Source organism: Paenibacillus sp. FSL H8-0048 (assembly GCF_038002825.1).
Lineage (GTDB): Bacteria > Bacillota > Bacilli > Paenibacillales > Paenibacillaceae > Paenibacillus_AQ.
The window spans coordinates 5,367,361-5,385,062 of record NZ_JBBODF010000001.1; the positions used below are offsets into that span (position 1 = coordinate 5,367,361).

Here is a 17,702-nt window from a genome sequence, read left to right on the forward strand (position 1 = left end):
ACTGGAAATTCCGGGCTTGCAGAAAAAATAACGTTTCCTCGGATTATTGTTCTAAAAATTGGAACATACTGGTGAGGTATAGAGGATTGATGGATGAATAAAAGGAGGTGCGAGGTTATGTGGAAAAAGTTTGTTTTGATACTTGCCGGGTTATGTGGAGCCTGGTCCGGTTATTCGCTATATCACGCGGCAGAAAGAGGATTCCCGGCAGGCCTTGGGAAACTGGAGAATAGCTTGCCTATGGAAGGAAGCATTTTGTTTGCGGTGCTGGGTGCCATTATTTTTCTGATTGCGGGGACTTTATGCGCGGAATGGGCAAGTTCAAAGCTGCGGGAGATGGTTGCGTATTGCTCGCGTATCCCGATGAATGAGCTTGCTGCAGGCGCAGCAGGGCTTACGGGAGGTCTGCTGCTGTCTCTGCTGCTGTATCCCGCTATGTCCTGGCTGGGCAAAGCAGGGGAGCTGCTGCAGGTAGCTGCTACGCTTACTCTGGGTTATATGGGCCTGCGGATCGGGCTGGAAAAGAAGGAGGAGCTGGCTTCGCTCTGGAACACCGGACGCTGGGCACGTGCTGCTGAACCTGAGGAGCGTGGAACTCAGGAGCATAAAATCCTTGATACCAGTGTGATTATTGACGGGCGGATTGCTGACATCTGTAAAACGGGCTTCATCGAAGGGACGATTGTTATTCCTGAGTTCGTACTGGAGGAGCTGCAGCACATTGCGGATTCATCGGATCTGCTGAAGCGTAACCGCGGGCGCAGAGGGCTCGATATTCTAAATAAGATTCAGAAAGAGCTGGACGTCAAGGTGCTAATCTATGAAGGGGATTTCGAGGAGATCTCGGAAGTGGACAGCAAGCTGGTCAAGCTGGCGAAAGTACTGCACGGCAAGGTCGTTACCAACGACTTCAACCTTAACAAGGTGTGTGAGCTGCAGGGTGTGTCGGTGCTGAACATTAATGACCTGGCAAATGCAGTGAAGCCGGTGGTTCTGCCGGGCGAAGAGATCATTGTTCAGGTGATTAAGGACGGCAAAGAACATGGACAAGGCGTAGCTTATCTGGACGATGGCACGATGATTGTGGTGGAGGGCGGCCGGGATTATATCGGCACTACGATGGAGGTTCTGGTGACGAGCGTGCTGCAGACATCGGCAGGACGGATGATTTTTGCCAAACCGAAGCTTCTGGAAAAAGCACAATAAGTTCAGCCCTGGTCTCCGGCAGCACCCTTTCGGGCTTGGAAATGCCAGTCAAACACGTTATGATGGGAGTATACGTGAAAGAAAGACAGGAGCCGAAAGCATGTCAAACAGTGTTGGCGTCGTTATCGTAGCGGCAGGCAGAGGAACCCGGATGGGAACGGCAGAGAGTAAGCAATATTTGCTGCTGCAGGGCAAGCCGATTATTGTGCATACCCTGGAGGTGTTCCAGCGGAATAAGCTGATCTCCGAGATTGTGCTTGTCACCGGGGAAGAGGATGTGCAGCGCTGTAAGCAATGGGTACAAGCCTTCAAGCTGGACAAGGTGGTTGCGGTCATTCCCGGGGGGACGGAGCGCCAGCATTCGGTTCGCCGCGGACTGGAGGAACTTAAGACCCATTGGGTCATGGTTCATGACGGGGTACGGCCATTCGTGCAGGACAGCGAGATAGAGGCTTGCTACGAGCGGGCGCAGTCCGCCGGAGCGTCGGTGCTTGCAGTACCGGTTAAGGATACGATTAAGCAGGTAGACAGTGAAGGCAAGGTGCTGTCAACGCCGGACCGGCGAAGTCTGTGGGCGATTCAGACCCCGCAGACTTTTCGTTTGTCCGATCTGCTGTCGGCCTATGAGCAGGCAGAGCGGGACGGTTTTCTCGGAACCGATGATTCCAGTCTGGCGGAACGCAGCGGGATTACCGTGTCAGTTGTAGAAGGAAGCTATATGAATATTAAGATCACGACGCCGGAGGACCTGGATTTCGCTGAATTCACAGTAAGAAGCAGGGGAGAGGAACACAGATGATTGCTGTAGGACAAGGATTTGATGTACACCAGCTGGTCGAGGGAAGGCCGTGTATTATCGGCGGAGTTAGTATTCCTTATGAAAAGGGGCTGCTGGGGCATTCCGATGCGGATGTGCTGCTGCATGCTGTAAGCGACGCTATACTGGGAGCGCTGGGCCTTGGGGATATCGGCAGACATTTTCCGGATACAGACCCGGCCTTCAAGGATGCTGACAGCCTGAAGCTGCTGGAGCAGGTATGGGCACTTGCGCGTGAGCGCGGATACCGGCTGGGGAATATTGATTCAACCATCATTGCGCAAAAACCGAAGATGGCACCTTATATTCCCCAGATGACGGAGATTATTGCCCGTACGCTGGGTGCTGACGCAGCGAAGGTGAATGTAAAAGCAACAACGACCGAGCAGCTTGGCTTCGCAGGGCGCGGAGAGGGAATTGCCGCTCAATCTATTGTTTGTCTGCTGCAAGAGTGATATCATGAGATGGCTTTAGCGTAAGTAAAGGCCTTATTTTAACCAATATGAAGCGGAGGGAAACCCATGGCGGATCAAGTTCGGGTGCGTTACGCACCGAGCCCTACGGGACATTTACATATCGGAAATGCCAGAACAGCCTTGTTTAACTATCTGTTCGCCCGCAATCTGGGCGGCAAATTCATTATCCGGATCGAAGATACGGATCTTAAGCGCAACATTGCAGAGGGTGAAGAGAGCCAGCTGAAGTATTTGAAGTGGCTGGGAATCGATTGGGATGAAAGTGTGGATGTAGGGGGCGAATACGGGCCTTACCGCCAGACTGAGCGTCTGGATCTGTACCGTGTCTACTGGCAGGATATGCTGGACCGCGGCTTGGCTTACCGCTGCTATTGTACGGAGGAAGAGCTGGAGGCCGAACGCGAGGAGCAGACGGCACGCGGCGAAACCCCGCGTTATTCCGGCAAACACCGTAATCTGACCGAGGAGCAGCGCCTGGCCTTTGAGGCGGAAGGACGCGTGGCCAGCATCCGGTTCCTTGTGCCGGAAGACCGCACTTATACCTTCAATGATATTGTAAAAGGCAGCATTTCGTTCAACAGCAAAGAAATGGGCGACTTCGTCATCGTGAAGAAGGACGGTATTCCGACCTATAACTTCGCCGTAGCGGTGGACGACCATCTGATGGCTATCTCCCATGTGCTGCGCGGAGAAGATCATATTTCCAATACCCCGCGCCAGCTTATGATTTATGAGGCACTGGGCTGGGAAGCTCCGCTCTTTGGCCATATGACGCTGATTGTCGGCGATGATCATAAGAAGCTGAGTAAACGGAATGAATCGATCATTCAGTTTATCGAACAGTACGATCAGCTGGGCTACCTGCCGGAAGCTCTGTTCAACTTCATCACCCTGCTGGGCTGGTCGCCTGAGGGGGAAGAGGAGATCTTCACCAGGGAAGAGCTGATCTCGATCTTTACGGCAGACCGCTTGTCGAAAAGCCCGGCAGTGTTCGACACGAACAAGCTGGCGCATTTGAACAATCACTATATCAAGCATGCCGATCCTAAGCGGATTGCGGCACTCGCCATTCCTCATTTGCAGAAGGCGGGCCGTCTGCCTGAGGTACTTAATGAGGAGCAGCAGAGCTGGGCGGAGAGCCTGGTTGCGCTGTACCAGGAGCAAATGACAGCCGCATCGGATATTGTCGCGCTCTCCGAGCTATTCTTCCGAGGCCATCTGGAGCTGGAGACCGAAGCGGCAGGGGTGCTTGCCGAAGCTCAGGTTCCTGAAGTGCTGTCTGTATTTCTGGCCAAAGTGGAGGCTGCCGAAGACTTCAGCGCTCCGCATATGGCTGTTCTGATCAAGGAAGTGCAGAAGGAGACCGGACACAAGGGCAAAGCGCTGTTTATGCCGATTCGTGTCGCTCTTACCGGACAGATGCATGGCCGTGACTTGAATGCAACGATTGCGCTGCTCGGCCGCAGCCGGGTGATTGAACGCCTGAAATCACAAATCAAAGGCGCTTAGGCAGGGACATGCAAGGGGAGAGACCCTTGTCAGTTCTGCGTCTTTTCGCTAAGATAGAAGAATATACGAATAGCTGGGATCAGGAAAAGTAGGCGTATCCGGACAATTACCAGAGAGAATAACCGCTTAAGGGTGAACGCCCTTGCAGGCTGGGAGTTATTCATTTGTCTGCCGCTGAAGATGCACCTGTGAGCTGCATGGTTGAACGTCCCTGTGCGGGGCTGTAGATTGTGCCGGGCTGTCGCCGTTACAGACACCAAGAGGAACACCGGGTATAGGGGCTGCGAAGTTTAACAGCTCTCACGTATTCGAATGTTCAAGCAGAGTGGGACCGCGGTTAAACGTCTCTGCAGCTATCATGCTGCAGGGGCGTTTTTTGTTGAAATATAAGAATGCATCTCAAAGAAGAGGGGAACCGTGATGTTTAAGCATATCAAGTCGGACATACGGGCAGTATTCGACAATGATCCCGCCGCCCGCAGCAGGTTCGAGGTCGTCTTCACTTACGCCGGGCTTCACGCGATATGGGCACACCGGACGGCCCACTCTTTTTACAAACGCCGCTGGTTTACCCTGGCACGCATAGTCTCGCAGATCAGCCGGTTCATGACGGGAGTGGAGATTCATCCGGGCGCGGTCATCGGCAGTCGGTTGTTTATTGACCACGGAATGGGTATTGTCATTGGTGAGACCTGTGAGATTGGCGATGATGTCATTATCTATCAGGGCGTTACACTTGGGGGAACCGGTAAAGAGAAGGGCAAGCGCCACCCTACCGTCGGCAACAATGTAGTCATCGGCTCTGGTGCCAAAGTACTGGGTTCCTTCCGGATCGGCGATAATTCTAACATCGGCTCTAACGCAGTTGTGCTGCGTGAAGTGCCTAACAACAGTACAGTAGTCGGCAATCCCGGGCGTGTGGTCAAGCGTAACGGGGAACGTGTATCCGACCGGCTGGATCATACCAAGATGCCAGACCCGCTGATTGATTCCCTCAAGTTCCTGCAGAAGGAAATCGAGGAGCTAAGAGAACAGATGGGTGCTGAAGATAAGCAGAAGAAGGAACAGCGGCGGCTCGAAAGCCAGCAATATATCGGTGATTACGAAATTTAAAAGCACCGGCATTTCAGGAATCCGGGGACTATAGAAAGGGTTGGGACAAGAATGGCTTTGCATATTTACAACACAATGACGCGCACGAAGGAAGAATTTGTACCGCAGGAGCCGGATAAGGTGAAGATGTACGTCTGCGGACCCACGGTCTACGGCTATATGCATATCGGGAATGCAAGACCGGTCATCGTTTTTGACATGGTGCGCAACTACCTGGAGGCGCTTGGGAATGAGGTCCGCTATCTGACAAACTTCACCGATGTGGATGATAAAATGATCCGCAAGGCGGAGGAGCTGAACATTACCGTAGCCGAGGTTGCCGAAATGTTCATTGCCGCCTACCAGGAGGATTTGGCGGGGCTGGGCGTGAAGCCGGCGACGATGAATCCGCGCGTTACGGAGAGCATGGATACGATTATCGAGTTCATTAAGGAGCTTGAAGATAAAGGCTACGCGTATGAGAACGGTGGAGACGTGTATTACCGTACCGGCAAATTTGCCAATTACGGCAAGCTGTCCCGCCAGAATCTGGAGGAGCTGCGCTTCGGTATCCGTGTCGAGGTAGATTCACGCAAGGAGAACCAGGAGGATTTTGTACTCTGGAAGGCAGCTAAGCCGGGCGAAGTACACTGGTCCAGTCCATGGGGAGAGGGCCGTCCCGGCTGGCATATTGAATGCTCGGCGATGGTGCGCGAATATTTGGGAACGACGATCGACATTCACGGCGGCGGAGAGGATCTGAAATTCCCGCATCATGAATGCGAATGTGCCCAGACTGAAGCGCTGACGGGTGAACCGCTGTCGAATTACTGGATGCATAATGCTTTTCTGAATATCGGCGATGAGAAAATGTCAAAATCGCTCGGGAATGGTCTGCTCGTGAAGGATATCCGTGCGCGCTTCAAGCAGGGGGCTATCCGTTACTTCATGTTATCCAGCCATTACCGCAATCCGCTGAACTTCACCGAGGAAGCACTGCTGTCTGCTGAGAAAAGCGTAGAGCGGATCGCTCTGGCAGAAGGCAATGTGAAGCACCGCCTTGAGCTGGCGGCGGAGGGGGCAGAAGGGGAGGCCAGTCTGCAGGTTACGGAGCGGCTGACCGCTATCCTTAGCAATTTTCACGCCCGGATGCAGGATGATTTTAATACACCGGATGCCATTACGGCGGTGTTCGACTGGGTGAGCCTGGCGAACCTTACGCTTGCTGATCCTGAGGCGAATCCGGCTGACTTCTCCGCATTGCTGAAGGCTTTTGCCGAGATGAATGCTGTACTTCGCTTAACGGTAGAGGCTGAGGAAGAAGTGGCAAGCGAAGAGGTGGAACGTCTGATTGCGGAGCGTGCGGAAGCGCGCAAGAACAAGAACTGGAGCCGGTCGGATGAAATCCGCGATGAACTGAACGCGCTCGGGATTCTGCTGGAAGACACTCCACAGGGAATGCGGTGGCGGCGTAAATGAACGGGCTGTTTGATCTGAACCGCGCCTGGTTTCCGTATGAACCCTCCAAGCCGGCCCATTTGCTGCCGCCTGTCGTGCTTGCGTATGCTGGGGATGCCATCTACGAAGTTGCAGTCCGGCAGTATCTGATCTCGCTGCCTAATCTGCGCCCCCAGCATCTGCACCGGTCAGCGACCGGGCTTGTCTCCGCCAAAGCGCAGAGCACCATTCTTGCTTTTCTGGACCCGGTGCTCACCGGGGAGGAGAAGGATGTGGTACGGCGGGGACGCAACGCCAAATCCGGCAGCATTCCCAAAAATGCGGATGTGCTGGAATACCGCCACGCCACCGCTTTTGAATGCCTGATCGGCTATTTATATTACACAGGACAGCAGGCGAGAATCCAGGAGCTTGTTCACAGCAGTATCGAATATATGATGCACCGCCCCAAGTGAGTATATAGAACAGGAGATAAAACAATGGAAGAATTGAGAACTGAAGAGGAAATTCTGGCAGGCAAGCATTCGGTGCTCGAAGCCCTTAGAGCGGGACGGACACTCAACAAAGTCTGGATCGCCGAGACTGCGCAAAAGCATCTGACCGCACCTATCGTTGCGGAAGCGCGCAAGGCGGGCATTGTCATTCAGCATGTGGACAAGCGCAAGCTGGATCAGCTCGCACCGGGCGTTCAGCATCAGGGAGTGGTGGCGCAAGCGGCGCCTTTTGCCTACACGGAGGTTGCTGATATTCTGGCCATAGCTGAAGCCAAGGGAGAACCGCCGTTTCTGCTCCTGCTGGACGAAATTGAAGATCCGCATAACCTCGGGTCTATCCTGCGTACGGCTGACTGCACAGGGGTGCACGGAGTCATCGTGCCGAAGCGCCGCTCCGCGCAGATTACAGCCACCGTATCCAAGACCTCGGCTGGTGCAGTCGAATATGTGCCCGTGGCCCGCGTAACGAATCTTGGACAGACCATTGACCGGCTGAAGGAGCTGGGAGTCTGGGTAGTCGGCACGGATGTGGATACCGATCAGAATCTGTTCGGATCGGATATTGTTACCGGACCGGTAGCCGTGGTGATCGGCAATGAGAATAAAGGGATGGGCCGCCTGATCCGTGAGAAATGCGATGTGCTGCTTAAGCTGCCGATGGCCGGGAAAATCAACTCTCTGAATGCTTCGGTGGCAGCGGGTGTAATCATGTACGAGGTACTCCGCCGCCGCCAAGAACAGGGATAACTATGGCAGACTGGCGCGATATCCTGCTCGTGGACGGATACAACATGATCGGCGGCTGGCCGGAGCTTGCGGCATTGTCCGAGACCGGTATGCAGGGGGCACGCGACCGGCTGCTTGATATGCTGGCCGATTATCAGGCATTCTCCGGGCTGCGCGTCATTGCTGTATTCGATGCTTACCGTGTGCCGGGACTGGGGCGGTCGTTCGTACAAGGCAAGATCCAGGTCTTCTTCACCAAGGAGAAGGAAACGGCAGATGAATGCATTGAACGGCTGGTTGGGGAATTCACGCACCGCCGCAGACAGATCTCGGTAGCTACCAGCGACTTTGTGGAGCAGCATGTCGTTTTTGCCCAGGGCGCACTCCGGATTTCGGCCAGGGAACTGAGGCTTGAGATTGAGGAGAGCCAGAAGCAGGTGAAGAAGGCCATTGAGCCGGGAAGCGTGAGCGGGACCCGTCACTCGCTGGAAGACAAGCTGCCGCCGGAGACACGTAAACGGCTGGAGGACTGGCGCAGACAATAGGACGGGAATAGCAGTTGCCCCTCGCAAGGAAATGACATAATATGTTATTGAAGATTGTTTTTGGACAAATCCGGTTGACGGTGTAAGGTAACATAATATATACTGTTCCTATATTTCGAGAAGTAACGATGTGTCTTGCGTTGCAGCCGGGGGGATTCTTGGTGAGTGTCGACCTCAAGGAATTAATGCTGTCCGAGTATGATTTCATAAGTGATGAAGAAATTGTCGAGATCTTCCGTAGTGGCGACAGTGGCGCATTGGAGCATTTAATTAACAAGTACCGTAATTTTGTGCGTGCCAAGGCCCGTTCCTATTTTTTGATCGGGGCAGATCGTGAAGATATTGTGCAGGAAGGCATGATTGGCTTATACAAGGCCATCCGTGACTTTAAGGGTGACAAGCTGTCATCGTTCAAGGCCTTTGCCGAGCTGTGCATTACCCGTCAGATTATTACCGCCATTAAGACCGCTACCCGCCAGAAGCATATTCCGCTTAATTCATACGTCTCGTTAGACAAGCCCATCTATGATGAGGACTCCGACCGGACATTGATGGATGTGATATGCGGAAGTCAGGTGCTGGACCCGGAAGAGCTGATTATCAACCAGGAGGAGTTCATCGGACTGGAAGATAAGATGGCTGAAATTCTGAGTGACTTGGAACGTAAGGTTCTGATGCTCTATCTGGACGGAAGGTCCTATCAGGAGATTGCCGAGGATTTGAAGCGGCATGTGAAGTCCATTGACAATGCTTTGCAGCGAGTGAAACGCAAATTGGAAAGATATCTGGAAGTGCGTGACAATTAATGATATAATGACTAGGAAGGCTCGGGACTCGAGTCTTTTTTTAGTGTCCGCTAGATTTGGATACGGCGAATTTGCAACGGGTTAAGCGTTGGTGGATGGCAGGTTTATACACAAGCGAATTGCAGCATAATGAGTATGGAAGACAGCTAGCGGTAAATGAAAAAGCAGGATCAAAGATGACTTATGGCATAAGGCTACAGCACCCGGAATTACCCAGTGCGATGGGGGAAACTTTCGTTGACACAGACATTGATATTATGCTAAAGTGTTTTAGGTAGGCCTAAATTCGCGGCTTTTTTTTGAATCAATATCTACGTCTTCTAATTTTATGATTAGAAGTACGTCTTCGGGAGGTGCACATCATGCGGGTAATTATCACTTTGGCTTGTACAAGTTGCAAACAAAGAAACTATGCAACAACCAAAAACAAGCGAAATCACCCCGACCGCTTGGAGATGAAGAAATTTTGCAAGTTCTGTAACGAGCAAACTCCTCATCGCGAAACCAGATAGTCTTTTGGAGGTGTAGTCGGCGTGAAACGTAGTTTCAAGTCTTTGTTTTCCTTTTTCACTGAGAGCTGGAGTGAACTCAAAAAGGTTCGCTGGCCTAGCCGTAAAGAACTGAAGAACTATACATTGATCGTTCTCGGTACAATTGTAGTTATTTCTCTTTACTTCTGGGTTCTGGACATCGGTATTTCCGCTGTGATTGAAGCGATTATTTAGAGAGGTCCCAGGTGGCTTGATATGGAAAAAAGATGGTACGTTGTTCATACCTATTCCGGGTATGAGAATAAGGTCAAGGCCAATTTGGAAAAACGCGTTGAGTCCATGGGCATGGAAGACAAAATATTCCGCGTTCTTGTTCCTATGGAAGAAGAACTGGTAAACAAGGATGGCAAGAAAAAAACTGTCATGCGCAAAGTTTACCCTGGTTACGTTTTGGTCGAAATGGTTCAGACTGATGATTCATGGTATGTTGTCCGCAATACGCCGGGCGTTACCGGATTTGTCGGTTCAACTGGTTCGGGCTCTAAGCCTACCGCTCTGCTACCCGAAGAGGTTGAACAGATTCTGAAGCATATGGGCATGGTTGAACCTAAAGCGAAGATTGATTTCGAAATTAAGGAATCCGTACGTATTATGGTCGGTCCATTTGCGAATTTTGTGGGCTCCGTGGAAGAGATTTTGGCAGACAAAAGCAAGATTAAGGTACATGTCAACATGTTTGGACGGGAAACCCCGCTGGAGTTGGATTTCACTCAAGTGGAGAAGATATAACAAGCACAAGGGTTTCTTGTGGGAGAATGCTGTTTAGCATTCGAATACCACTATTTACGCAAGGAGGTGTCACTCATGGCTAAAAAAGTTATTAAAATGGTGAAACTGCAGATTCCTGCAGGGAAAGCGAATCCAGCGCCTCCAGTAGGTCCGGCGTTAGGTCAAGCGGGTGTCAACATCATGGCATTCTGTAAGGAATTCAACGCTCGTACTGCCGACCAGGCTGGCCTGATCATCCCGGTTGAAATTACAGTATTTGAAGACCGTTCGTTTACCTTCATCACCAAAACTCCTCCGGCTGCTGTTCTGCTTCGCATCGCTGCAAAAGTAGAAAAAGGCTCCGGCGAACCAAACAAGAAAAAAGTAGCGAAGCTGGGCCGCGCAGCGGTTCGTGAAATCGCTGAAACCAAAATGCCCGATCTGAACGCTGCATCTGTTGAAGCTGCAATGCGTATGGTTGAAGGTACTGCCCGCAGTATGGGAATCACAATCGAAGACTAATAAGTATTCGATGAACCGGTCATTCATGACCGCAATATGTGGGAGGAATTTCCGCTAATACCACAAAGGAGGAACATTTCATGGCTAAACATGGTAAGAAGTACCAAGAATCCGCGAAGCTGATCAACAGCGAAGCGACTTACGAGCCTTCAGAAGCTGTAGAGCTTGTGAAAAAGGCGGCAACTGCCAAATTCGACGAAACCGTTGAAGCAGCAGTTCGTCTGGGTGTAGACCCGCGTAAACAAGACCAGGCAGTTCGTGGTGTTGTTGTCCTGCCTCACGGCACAGGCAAAACACAACGCGTGCTTGTATTTGCAAAAGGTGAAAAAGCGAAGGAAGCGGAAGCTGCTGGCGCTGATTTTGTTGGTGATGCTGACATGATCAACAAGATTCAACAGGGCTGGTTCGAATTCGACGTCTGCGTAGCTACACCTGACATGATGAGTGAAGTCGGTAAACTGGGTCGTCTGCTCGGTGGTAAAGGTCTCATGCCTAACCCTAAAGCAGGTACAGTTACTTTCGACGTTACCAAGGCTGTTCAAGAAATCAAAGCCGGTAAGATCGAATACCGTCTTGACAAAGCGGGCCAAATTCATGCGCCAATCGGCAAAGTGTCTTTCAACGCTGAACAATTGAACGAGAACCTTAAAGCTCTTATGGACGCTCTGAACCGTGCGAAACCGGCTGCTGCCAAGGGTGTATACCTTAAAGGCATCGCTATTTCGTCCACAATGGGACCTAGCGCTCGTGTAAACGCAGCTGCTTTCAGATAATTAAAGGTTGACTCCTAGAGTAATCTTTGATAATCTATAACAGTTGTGAACATTAAGGTGATCAATCTTAAATGTGAATATGCTTACCGTAGACAGTAGGTGCCGTAGGGCTTAATTTCCTACCGAGGTGTTGTGATAGAAACAAAAAGTGCCAGGCTCGCCTGATTAACTTTCCGTTTTATCAAGCCTTCGTGAATCTGCGGAGGCTTTTCTAATGCCTGCGTAGGAACGGCGCGGTTTCTCCGGAAGAATCGCCGTGACATAAATTTTCAGGAGGTGTATACAATTGGCAAATGCAAAAGTAATCCAAGCAAAACAGGATGCGGTTGATGTTGTTACCAGCAAACTGCAAAACAGTGTCTCTACTGTTGTTGCAGACTACCGCGGTCTGAACGTATCGCAAGTGACCGAACTGCGTAAGCAGCTTCGTGAAGCTGGCGTTGAGTTCCAGGTCCTGAAGAACACATTGCTTCGCCGTGCAACTGCGGCAGCTGAGCTGACTGATCTGGACGCTGTCCTGACGGGTCCTACAGCGATCGCTTTCAGTGAGACTGATGCGGTAGTAGCAGCTAAGATTCTAAATGACTTCGCTAAGAAGAACGACGCTTTGAAACTGAAAGGCGGCGTTGTAGAAGGTAAAGTTATCGATGTGGACCAACTGAAAGCACTGGCTGAACTGCCATCCCGCGATGGTTTGCTGTCCATGCTGCTTAGCGTGCTTCAAGCTCCAATGCGCAACTTCGCGCTTGCAGTTAAAGCTGTTGCTGAGAAAGAAGAACAAAGCGCGTAAGCCTTTGCTTCTGGTTTCATAATCAAGACCACAAACCAATTCAAATATAATGGAGGTTCAATCATGAGCAAAGAAACAATCTTAGAAGAAATTAAAGGCATGAGCGTACTGGAACTGAACGACCTGGTAAAAGCAATCGAAGAAGAATTCGGCGTAACTGCAGCAGCTCCAGTAGCAGCTGGCGGCGCTGTAGCAGCTGTTGAAGCTGAACAGTCCGAATTCGACGTAATTTTGACAAGCGCTGGCGCTTCCAAAATCAACGTTATCAAAATCGTTCGCGAAATCACAGGTCTTGGCTTGAAAGAAGCTAAAGAAGTTGTAGATAACGCTCCAAAAGCAATCAAAGAAAAAGTAAGCAAAGAAGAAGCCGAAGCTACCAAAGCAAAATTGGAAGAAGCAGGCGCAGCTGTAGAAGTAAAATAAGTTGATTCACTAGGTACTGCCCCGGAGCAGAAGTCATTCTCTCCGGTTCCCGCAACCCCCTTGAACTTGTTCAAGGGGGTTGCTCTATAAGGGAGCCTTGCAGGTATACGTAGTTCAATGTGAAAGGGAGGATGGTATGTCGCAGCATTATTACTCGCAGCAGCCGGAAGCGCGTCATGATAGACGGAGCATCGATACGGAGCTGAGAGGCAAACGCCTCCGCTTTACCAGCGACGCCGGTGTTTTTTCTAAAGGAGATATTGATCATGGCAGCCGTGTTCTGATTGGGGCGATGGAGATTCCGGAGGATGCGAAGGTACTGGACGTGGGCTGTGGTTACGGGCCTATAGGGATAAGTGCGGCGCATCTCGCTTCCAAGGGACATGTGACGATGATTGATATCAACAGCCGTGCGGTAGAGCTTGCCCGCGAGAATGCGCAGCATAATGGAATCCGCAATGTTACGGTGATGGAAAGTGATGTGCTATCGGCAGTAGAGGGGCAGACCTTCGATGTGATTCTAACCAACCCGCCGATTCGCGCCGGCAAGGCCGTAGTGCATGCGATTTTTGAACAGGCGTATGAGCATTTGAATGAGGGCGGTTGTCTGTGGGTTGTCATTCAGAAGAAGCAGGGTGCGCCGTCGGCGGTTGCCAAGCTGGAGAGTATGTTTCCGGTGGTAGAAGAAGTGGGGAAAGACAAGGGCTATAGAATCTTAAAAGCTCAGAAATAAATAATAATACTCATTGACATGCGATGTCCGTAGTGGTATTATTATAAAATGTCAGTATTAAGCTAGGCTCCATGTCTTTAGTTTGCTGAAATGTCAAGTGATATATTGTCGCCCGGTAAGCGCATGCCGCACGGCAGGTTTTTGCGAATTCCGTTCTCTATGTTCCTGTCACGGCGAAGGTCGCCGGGGCAATAGATAATAGCGCATGAACTGTAGCCTGGTGACGTATAATACGCACGTTTTGGGCAAATCTACTGGATAAGGAGTATTTTGGCCGTGGATAGATGTGCTCTTTTTTCGAAAGATTTCGATAAGGGGCTTTTCTGTATTTATGGCTGAATCCTTGTGATATGGTTCCATTATACGGGTCCAAACAAGGGTTCGCAATCAATTTTTAAGTGAGTAGACATGAGGGGTGAGTAAAGTTGGCAGGACATCTTGTTCAGTATGGTCGACGCACTCGGCGGAGCTATGCGAGAATTAACGAGGTACTCGAGGTCCCGAACCTGATCGAGATCCAACAAAAATCTTATGATTGGTTTTTGGAGGAAGGATTGCGGGAAATGTTCCAGGACATCTCGCCGATCCAGGATTTCACGGGGAATTTGGTGCTAGAGTTCATTGATTACAGCCTGGGTGAACCGAAGTACACGGTTGACGACGCTAAAGAGCGGGACGTAACATATGCAGCTCCTCTGCGTGTGAAGGTGCGTCTCATCAATAAGGAGACCGGTGAGGTAAAAGAGCAGGAAGTGTTCATGGGAGATTTCCCTCTGATGACGGAAACCGGCACTTTTATTATCAATGGTGCGGAACGGGTTATTGTCAGCCAGTTGGTTCGCTCTCCAAGCGTCTATTTCAGCACAAAAGTGGATAAGAACGGCAAAAAAACTTACACCGCCACAGTAATTCCGAATCGCGGAGCCTGGCTGGAGCTTGAGACCGACGCTAAGGACATCATGTATGTCCGTATCGACCGGACTCGTAAGATCCCGGTAACAGTCCTCTTGCGTGCTCTGGGCTTCGGCAGTGATGCTGAAATTCTGGAACTGCTTGGCAATGATGAATATATTCGCAACACGCTGGATAAAGACAACACGGATTCCACGGAGAAGGCGCTTATTGAAATCTACGAGCGTCTGCGTCCGGGCGAACCACCTACACTTGATAATGCCAAGAGCTTGCTCGTCGCACGTTTCTTTGACCCGAAACGTTATGATTTGGCCAATGTAGGCCGTTACAAAATCAATAAAAAGCTGCATATTAAGAATCGTCTGTTCAATCAGCGTTTGGCACAGCCTTTGGTTGATGAGTCTACCGGAGAAATTCTGGCAGAATCCGGCCAAATGGTGGACCGCCGCCTGCTTGATGAGTTGATTCCTTATTTCGAGAAAAGTATGGCTGCCAAAAACTACCGTGTAACCGGTGGTGTAATGGACAGTGAAGATATTCCGCTTCAGACCATTGACGTATTCTCGCCAATCGAAGAAGGTCGTATCATCAAACTGATTGCCAATGGCAACATTGATAAATCAGTTAAGCATATTACTCAGGCTGATATTATATCCTCAATCAGCTACTTTATTAATTTGCTGCATGGTATCGGCAACACGGATGATATTGACCATTTGGGTAACCGACGTCTGCGTTCTGTAGGTGAGCTTCTGCAGAATCAGTTCCGTATCGGTCTGTCCCGTATGGAACGCGTGGTCCGCGAGAGAATGTCGATTCAGGATGCCAATGCGATTACACCGCAGGCACTGATCAATATCCGTCCAGTGATCGCGTCTATCAAAGAGTTCTTCGGCAGCTCGCAGCTGTCCCAGTTCATGGACCAGACGAATCCGCTTGCCGAGCTTACGCATAAGCGCCGTCTGTCTGCACTCGGACCCGGCGGTCTGACTCGTGAACGCGCAGGCTTTGAAGTCCGCGACGTCCATCACAGTCACTATGGCCGTATGTGTCCTATCGAGACTCCGGAAGGTCCGAATATCGGTCTGATCAACTCCTTGTCCACCTTCGCCCGCATCAATGAATACGGCTTTATCGAAGCCCCGTATCGTTGGGTAGATCCGAAGACAGGTAAGGTAACTGAGCAAATCGATTATCTGACTGCCGATGAAGAAGATAACTATGTAGTTGCACAGGCGAATGTACTGATCGATGAGGACGGCTCCTTCAAGGAAGACCAGGTTATCGTTCGTTACAACAAGGATTCAGACAACATCACTACCATGCCTAGCAATCGTGTAGACTACATGGACGTTTCGCCAAAACAGGTTGTATCCGTCGCGACGGCGCTCATTCCGTTCCTTGAGAACGATGACTCCAACCGCGCACTGATGGGATCGAACATGCAGCGTCAGGCCGTTCCGCTTCTTATCCCTAAGGCTCCGCTTGTAGGAACAGGGATGGAACATAAGTCTGCTAAAGACTCCGGCGTATGTATTGTCTCCAAATATGACGGTATTATCGAACGCTCCTCTGCCAATGAAATCTGGCTGCGCCGTGTGGAGGCAGTTGAGGGCAAGGAAGTCAAAGGCGATATCGTTAAATATAAATTACACAAATTCATGCGTTCGAACCAGGGTACCTGTATTAACCAGCGTCCACTGGCGAAACGCGGGGATATCGTTAAAAAAGGTGACATCCTGGCTGATGGACCTTCCACAGAAATGGGCGAACTTGCGCTTGGCCGCAACGTAGTCGTTGCGTTCATGACTTGGGAAGGTTATAACTACGAGGATGCGATCCTGCTGAGTGAGAAGCTGGTGAAGGAAGATGTATACACTTCGATTCATATCGAGGAATACGAATCTGAAGCCCGTGATACGAAGCTCGGACCTGAAGAGATCACACGTGATATTCCTAACGTCGGTGAAGAGGCGCTCCGCAACTTGGATGAGCGCGGAATTATCCGTATCGGTGCGGAAATCAATGCCGGTGATATTCTGGTAGGTAAGGTTACTCCGAAGGGTGTAACTGAGCTGACTGCTGAGGAACGCCTGCTGCATGCGATCTTCGGTGAGAAAGCCCGTGAAGTTCGTGATACCTCCCTGCGCGTTCCGCATGGTAGTGATGGTATTATCGTTGACGTCAAAGTATTCACACGCGAGAACGGCGATGAGCTGCCTCCTGGTGTGAATCAACTGGTTCGTGTCTACATCGCCCAGAAGCGTAAGATTTCTGAAGGTGACAAGATGGCCGGACGTCACGGTAACAAGGGTGTCGTTGCCCGTATCCTGCCAGAAGAAGATATGCCGTTCCTTCCGGACGGTACGCCGGTACAGGTTGTCCTGAACCCGCTGGGCGTTCCTTCCCGTATGAACATCGGACAGGTGCTTGAAGTCCATATTGGTATGGCTGCACTGCGTCTGGGTATCCACGTGGCTACTCCGGTATTCGATGGAGCCCGTGAGTATGACGTGTTCGATACGATGGAAGAAGCCGGTATGCAGCGTAATGGTAAGACAGTGCTGTATGACGGACGTACAGGTGAGCGCTTCGAGCGTGAGGTTACTGTCGGTGTCATGCACATGATCAAGCTCGCGCACATGGTTGACGATAAGATTCATGCCCGTTCTACAGGTCCTTACTCACTCGTTACACAACAGCCACTGGGCGGTAAAGCTCAATTCGGCGGACAGCGTTTCGGGGAGATGGAAGTGTGGGCGCTTGAAGCTTACGGCGCGGCGTATACACTGCAAGAGATTTTGACCGTGAAATCCGATGATGTGGTCGGCCGTGTGAAAACGTACGAATCCATTGTCAAAGGTGAAAATGTTCCAGAACCGGGTGTACCGGAATCGTTCAAGGTATTGATCAAGGAACTGCAGTCGCTCGGTATGGATGTCAAAATCCTCAGTGGTGACGAGCAGGAGATCGAGATGAAGGAACTGGACGATGAGGACGAGACGTCAGGCGATAAGCTGAGCCTCAACTTGGAAGGCGCAGAAGTCGGCATAGAGTAGTTCACCAGCAAGCCACTAATTTCATTACACAAAGGACCATGCCCTCTGTTGACCTTAAGCGTCAAGAGAGGGCTGTGGTACTAAATCAGGATATAGGTTAAG

19 protein-coding genes and 1 other annotated feature are annotated in these 17,702 nt (G+C 50.8%); all 19 genes read left to right on the top strand.

Features of this window, described 5'->3' with window-relative positions:
• The first annotated feature begins 117 nt into the window (after positions 1 to 117).
• Positions 118 to 1,206 carry a PIN/TRAM domain-containing protein gene (locus NSU18_RS22980; RefSeq protein ID WP_341150154.1) on the top strand — a complete coding sequence of 363 codons (1,089 nt, stop codon included), beginning with the start codon at positions 118 to 120 and terminating at the stop codon, positions 1,204 to 1,206.
• A 100-nt stretch (positions 1,207 to 1,306) separates the two neighbouring features.
• Complete coding sequence (gene ispD / locus NSU18_RS22985) at positions 1,307 to 2,005, top strand: 2-C-methyl-D-erythritol 4-phosphate cytidylyltransferase (RefSeq protein ID WP_341016363.1); 699 nt, start codon at positions 1,307 to 1,309, stop codon at positions 2,003 to 2,005.
• Positions 2,002 to 2,478 carry a 2-C-methyl-D-erythritol 2,4-cyclodiphosphate synthase gene (ispF, locus tag NSU18_RS22990; protein ID WP_341150155.1) on the top strand — a complete coding sequence of 159 codons (477 nt, stop codon included), beginning with the start codon at positions 2,002 to 2,004 and terminating at the stop codon, positions 2,476 to 2,478. Before ispD ends, ispF begins: the two co-directional genes overlap by 4 nt.
• Before the next feature lie 66 nt (positions 2,479 to 2,544).
• Complete coding sequence (gene gltX, locus NSU18_RS22995) at positions 2,545 to 4,008, top strand: glutamate--tRNA ligase (protein WP_341016366.1); 1,464 nt, start codon at positions 2,545 to 2,547, stop codon at positions 4,006 to 4,008.
• Between the two features lie 420 nt (positions 4,009 to 4,428).
• Complete coding sequence (gene cysE, locus NSU18_RS23000) at positions 4,429 to 5,121, top strand: serine O-acetyltransferase (protein WP_341150156.1); 693 nt, start codon at positions 4,429 to 4,431, stop codon at positions 5,119 to 5,121.
• A 51-nt stretch (positions 5,122 to 5,172) separates the two neighbouring features.
• Positions 5,173 to 6,579 (top strand): cysteine--tRNA ligase, encoded by a 1,407-nt coding sequence (cysS, locus tag NSU18_RS23005; protein WP_341150157.1) that lies wholly within the window; start codon positions 5,173 to 5,175, stop codon positions 6,577 to 6,579.
• Positions 6,576 to 7,013 (top strand): Mini-ribonuclease 3, encoded by a 438-nt coding sequence (locus NSU18_RS23010; protein WP_341150158.1) that lies wholly within the window; start codon positions 6,576 to 6,578, stop codon positions 7,011 to 7,013. Before cysS ends, NSU18_RS23010 begins: the two co-directional genes overlap by 4 nt.
• A gap of 24 nt (positions 7,014 to 7,037) precedes the next feature.
• Positions 7,038 to 7,799 (top strand): 23S rRNA (guanosine(2251)-2'-O)-methyltransferase RlmB, encoded by a 762-nt coding sequence (gene rlmB / locus NSU18_RS23015; protein WP_341150159.1) that lies wholly within the window; start codon positions 7,038 to 7,040, stop codon positions 7,797 to 7,799.
• Positions 7,800 to 7,801: 2 nt separating this feature from the next.
• A complete protein-coding gene (locus NSU18_RS23020; RefSeq protein ID WP_341150160.1) occupies positions 7,802 to 8,323 on the top strand; it encodes an NYN domain-containing protein in 522 nt (173 codons plus the stop codon).
• Between the two features lie 161 nt (positions 8,324 to 8,484).
• The gene (sigH, locus tag NSU18_RS23025) at positions 8,485 to 9,129 is read left to right on the top strand and encodes an RNA polymerase sporulation sigma factor SigH (protein WP_341016374.1); all 645 of its coding nucleotides are present in this window, start codon (positions 8,485 to 8,487) and stop codon (positions 9,127 to 9,129) included.
• A 362-nt stretch (positions 9,130 to 9,491) separates the two neighbouring features.
• Positions 9,492 to 9,641, top strand: coding sequence for a 50S ribosomal protein L33 (rpmG, locus tag NSU18_RS23030; RefSeq protein ID WP_074086515.1), 150 nt, complete (start codon positions 9,492 to 9,494; stop codon positions 9,639 to 9,641).
• Between the two features lie 21 nt (positions 9,642 to 9,662).
• Complete coding sequence (gene secE, locus NSU18_RS23035; protein ID WP_036692354.1) at positions 9,663 to 9,854, top strand: preprotein translocase subunit SecE; 192 nt, start codon at positions 9,663 to 9,665, stop codon at positions 9,852 to 9,854.
• Positions 9,855 to 9,875: 21 nt separating this feature from the next.
• Positions 9,876 to 10,409 (top strand): transcription termination/antitermination protein NusG, encoded by a 534-nt coding sequence (nusG, locus tag NSU18_RS23040; protein WP_020427084.1) that lies wholly within the window; start codon positions 9,876 to 9,878, stop codon positions 10,407 to 10,409.
• Positions 10,410 to 10,484: 75 nt separating this feature from the next.
• Positions 10,485 to 10,910, top strand: a complete 426-nt coding sequence (gene rplK, locus NSU18_RS23045; protein ID WP_019908208.1) for a 50S ribosomal protein L11 — start codon at positions 10,485 to 10,487, stop codon at positions 10,908 to 10,910.
• Positions 10,911 to 10,990: 80 nt separating this feature from the next.
• Positions 10,991 to 11,683, top strand: a complete 693-nt coding sequence (gene rplA, locus NSU18_RS23050; RefSeq protein WP_036692357.1) for a 50S ribosomal protein L1 — start codon at positions 10,991 to 10,993, stop codon at positions 11,681 to 11,683.
• A 68-nt stretch (positions 11,684 to 11,751) separates the two neighbouring features.
• Positions 11,752 to 11,905 (top strand) — a sequence feature (ribosomal protein L10 leader region).
• A 64-nt stretch (positions 11,906 to 11,969) separates the two neighbouring features.
• A complete protein-coding gene (gene rplJ / locus NSU18_RS23055; protein WP_341016375.1) occupies positions 11,970 to 12,473 on the top strand; it encodes a 50S ribosomal protein L10 in 504 nt (167 codons plus the stop codon).
• A gap of 63 nt (positions 12,474 to 12,536) precedes the next feature.
• On the top strand, positions 12,537 to 12,896 hold the full coding sequence (rplL, locus tag NSU18_RS23060) for a 50S ribosomal protein L7/L12 (protein ID WP_036721862.1): 360 nt from the start codon (positions 12,537 to 12,539) through the stop codon (positions 12,894 to 12,896).
• Positions 12,897 to 13,032: 136 nt separating this feature from the next.
• A complete protein-coding gene (locus tag NSU18_RS23065; RefSeq protein WP_341016376.1) occupies positions 13,033 to 13,629 on the top strand; it encodes a class I SAM-dependent methyltransferase in 597 nt (198 codons plus the stop codon).
• 425 nt (positions 13,630 to 14,054) lie between these two features.
• On the top strand, positions 14,055 to 17,600 hold the full coding sequence (gene rpoB, locus NSU18_RS23070; RefSeq protein WP_036721858.1) for a DNA-directed RNA polymerase subunit beta: 3,546 nt from the start codon (positions 14,055 to 14,057) through the stop codon (positions 17,598 to 17,600).
• Positions 17,601 to 17,702: the final 102 nt, after the last annotated feature.